The organism is Actinomadura fibrosa, assembly GCF_900659615.1.
Lineage (GTDB): Bacteria > Actinomycetota > Actinomycetes > Streptosporangiales > Streptosporangiaceae > Spirillospora > Spirillospora fibrosa.
Genome location: NZ_CAACUY010000459.1, coordinates 1 through 3563 on the forward strand (window position 1 = coordinate 1; position 3563 = coordinate 3563).

The 3563-nt window shown below is 75.3% G+C and carries 4 protein-coding genes and 1 pseudogene; 2 read left to right on the plus strand and 3 right to left on the minus strand.

What is annotated here, in order from left to right; all coding sequences use genetic code 11:
- The 3 genes and pseudogenes from E1300_RS48475 to E1300_RS48485 form a co-directional block, all read right to left on the minus strand.
- A pseudogene (locus tag E1300_RS48475) lies at window positions 1-271 on the minus strand (hypothetical protein); the annotation flags it as partial.
- Window positions 272-339: 68 nt separating this feature from the next.
- Window positions 340-1065 (minus strand): anti-sigma factor, encoded by a 726-nt coding sequence (locus tag E1300_RS48480; protein WP_131763999.1) that lies wholly within the window; start codon window positions 1063-1065, stop codon window positions 340-342.
- A complete protein-coding gene (locus tag E1300_RS48485; protein ID WP_242619892.1) occupies window positions 1062-1661 on the minus strand; it encodes a sigma-70 family RNA polymerase sigma factor in 600 nt (199 codons plus the stop codon). The genes E1300_RS48480 and E1300_RS48485 overlap by 4 nt, the downstream gene beginning before the upstream one ends.
- Window positions 1662-2032: 371 nt before the next feature.
- Between E1300_RS48485 and E1300_RS48490 the strand changes: the two genes are divergently transcribed.
- Both E1300_RS48490 and E1300_RS48500 read left to right on the plus strand, forming a co-directional pair.
- Entirely contained in the window at window positions 2033-2719 is a 687-nt protein-coding gene (locus tag E1300_RS48490) for a hypothetical protein (protein ID WP_207400442.1), read from the plus strand.
- A 223-nt stretch (window positions 2720-2942) separates the two neighbouring features.
- The gene (locus E1300_RS48500; RefSeq protein WP_131764001.1) at window positions 2943-3371 is read left to right on the plus strand and encodes a PPOX class F420-dependent oxidoreductase; all 429 of its coding nucleotides are present in this window, start codon (window positions 2943-2945) and stop codon (window positions 3369-3371) included.
- Window positions 3372-3563 lie beyond the last annotated feature (192 nt).

The following is a 3563-nucleotide window of genomic DNA, read 5'->3' on the forward strand; positions in this document are numbered from 1 at the left end:
CGATCGCCGCGAGCGCGCGCAGGAACGCCCGCGCCCCCGGCGTCGCCGCCGCCCGCAGGCAGGTGATCAGGTCGCCGAGCGCGGCGCGCCGTCCCTCGGCGTGCGGGGCCGCGGCCTCCAGCCCGCCGAGCTGCGCCGACGTCCACACCTCCGCCTGGAGCGCGATTGGCAGCGAAGGCAGGGCGGAGGCCTCCCGGACGTACGCCTCGTACACCTCACGAAGCCCCGGCAACACCAGCTTCGGGCCCGAGGACGGTCGAGTCGCACTCACCAGCTCAGCCTATTGCAGCGCCCGTGGAAGGGGGCCCGCCAGGGCGCCGCCGGGGGCGCTGCAATAGATCACACAGGCACCGTCAGGATCGTGCGGCCGTCGCCTATTGTGCGGACTTCGAAGCGGCTGATGTCGCCGGGCTTCAGTGCGGTGCCGCCTTGCAGGGTCAGTTGCGGTGCGGGGGAGCCCGCGAAGCCGTAGCCCTTGGCCGGGACGGCCCATCCCGCCACCACGTGCTGGTGGCCTGCGCCGTCCACGGCGATGAGCTGGCATTCCAGCGGGCCCTTGACCTTGGTGAGCTGGAGCCCGATCCGGCTGCCCCACGCCTTCGGCTCCATCGCGACCGTGCCGGACGCGCCGGTGCCCGAGTCGGCGGCCGTGAGCTTCTGGCCGTTCCGGAACAGCGCGGCCACGCCCGTCTCGTCCTGGCCCTGCTGCTGTGCGGGCTTGTGGTCGGTGCCGAGCGTGAACCCGGCGCCCGCGGCCCCGCCGAGCAGGACGATCCCGGCGGCGAGGCCGGCGACGGTCCGGGCGGTGCGGTGCCGGCGCTCGCGGCGCGCGCGGTGCCGCAGCAGGTCGGACACGACCGCGGGCTCGGGCGGCAGCGGCGCGCCGGCCGGTTCGGCGATCGGCGCGATGCCGTCCAGCGTCGCCGCGACGGCCTGGAGGGAGCCGAGCTCCTCGTGGCAGGAGAAGCAGGTGGACAGGTGCGCCTCGAACGCGCGGCGGTCCGGCTCCTCCAGCAGGCCGAGGGCGTACGCGCCGACGTCGATGTGCAGCAGCTCCGCGCTCATGGCGTCACGCCCCTTTCCTCCAGGGCGACGCGAAGCGCCCGGAGCGCGTAGTAGACCCGGGACTTGACCGTGCCCACGGGGATGCCGAGGTGCTTGGCGGCCTCGTTGACCGACCGGTCCCGGAAGAAGGTCTCGTTGAGGATCTCGCGGTGCGCGGGCGACAGCGCGAGGAGGGCTTCGGAGACGACGACCGAACGCAGGAGGTCCTCCAACCCGTCGGGGACGCGCATGTTCTCCAGCGGGCCCTCGCCCGCCTCTTGCGGTCTGGCGTTCTTGCGGCGCTGGTCGTCGATGACGATCCGGCGGGCGACCGTCGCGAGCCAGGGCAGCAGCGAGGCCGCGTTCTCGTCGAGCTGGTGCGCGCTGCGCCAGGCCCGGATCATGGTCTCCTGCACGACGTCCTCGGCCCAGTGCCGGTCCCCGCCGGTCAGCCGCAGGACGAAGGACAGCAGCGGCCGCCCGTACACGCGGTACAGCTCGGTCACGATCACCTGGTCGTCCACGCCGCCCGCCGGGGGCTGCCCGCGGAACCAGCTCCACGGTGCGGGCGGATGTTCGCGGGAGGCCGGCACTGCGGCCGGGCTTCTGTGGGCCATCGGGTGTCTCCGGGCTGTGCGGGGGCGGGGACGAGCGGGCGCGGTGACCGTGAGCCGGATGTCACGTTGGGAGGCAGTACGGTCTCGCGGCGTCCGGGGGTTCAATGGGCCGCGGAGAAGTCGGAATCGGTCTGCTTCGAGGTGGACGATCCGGAACATCCCTGGCGAGTTCGCTACAGGTTCCTTACTTCTCGAAGCGGGGGCCGGGCGGGGCGCGTCCAATCCGCGTTCATCCGCACCACGAGGGCGAGGGAGGCGCACCCGCCACCACCACGGAAGGTCCTCCACCTGGCAACACTCACTCCGCAGCTGGAGCGAATGCGGGCAACGGGCCCTGTTTGCTCGGAGGACGACCGAGGGGCGGATCGGGAGTGAAGGGAAACGGGGAAGGGCAGCTCGTCTACCGTCTGCTGCTGGCGGTGGACATCCAGGCGTACAGCAAGCGGGACGCGCGCGAGCAGCTGCTCGCGCAGCGGCAGCTCTCGGACGCGCTCGACGGCGCCGCGCGCGCCGCGGGGCTCGACCGGGCCCGCTGGGACGAGCAGGTCGGCGGCGACGGCGAGCTCGCCACCCTGCCGGAGGGGGTCGACCCCGCACCGGTGGCCGGCGACTTCGCCATCGGGCTCGCGGACGCCATCCGCGAGATCAACCGCGAGGCGGGGCGCGGCACCGGCGCCCGGCTGCGGGTGCGGCTGGCCGTGCACCACGGCACGCTGACGGCCGGGCCGTTCGGGCCCGCGGGCGACGCGCCCATCGTCGTCCAGCGCCTGCTGGACTCGGCGCCGCTGCGGCGCATGCTGTCCGGCGACGCGGACCGCGACCTGGCCTATGTCGTGTCGGACACGCTGTTCGAGGACGTCGTGCAGACGGGCTTCTGCTCGCTGCCGCCGGAGGCGTTCCGGGCCGTGAAGGTCACCGCCAAGGGCGCGGTGTTCCGCGGCCACATGCTGACCGGCCGCGCCGTCCGCGGCGGGGCGGCGCCCGTCGGCGGGGACCGGCAGGACGGCCCGCCGGGGCAGGCGCGCGTCCTGGAGTTCCCCGCCCTCGCCGCCCGCTGACCCGGCAGGGCGGAACGTCCGGGAGGCCGGACGGAGAAGGCGGCACGAGCCGAGCGGGGCCCGCACCGGCCGGGTGCGGGCCCCGCCGCGTTTCGCCCCTGTGAGCTGCGGGGAAGTCGGCGAGGGCGCGCGGAGTTGTGCCGGAGACGACGATCAGAGCGTGCTCGCGGCGGCCCCGGCACGGCGGCGCCCGCGACGCGCCCTACGCCAACGGAGGCGGAACATGGCGGACGACGCGGCGCTCGCGAAGGTGCTGGCCGGGCGCGACCTCGGGGTGCTCGCCACCCTCAAGCGGGACGGGCGGCCCCAGCTCTCCAACGTCAACTACCACTTCGACGCCGAGCGCGGCCTCATCCGCGTGTCGATCACCGCCGACCGCGCCAAGGCCCGCAACCTGCGCCGCGACCCGCGGGCCAGCCTGCACGCGAGCGCCGCGGACGGCTGGTCCTGGGCGGTCGCGGAGGGCACCGCCGAGCTGGTCGGCCCCGCCGCCGGCCCCGGCGACGCCGCCGTCGAGGAGCTCATCGACCTGTACCGCGCCATCCGCGGCGAGCACCCCGACTGGGACGACTACCGCCGCGCGATGGTCGCCGACCAGCGCATCGCCCTGCGCCTGCACGTCGAGCACCTCTACGGCCAGCCCGCCCGGTAGGCCGCACGGCCGCGTCCGTTCACGTCGGGGGGTCCTTGGGGTCGTTCCGGCGCTGCCGGCGGTCGTCCAGGGCGAGGGGGCGCTCGCCGCCGCGGCCGGCCGGTCTGCCCGGGGAGGCGGCGGGCGCGGACGCGACGTCCGGGCCCGCCGTGCCCGGCACCGGCCCGGGGCGGCCGTCCGGCCGGTCGCCGA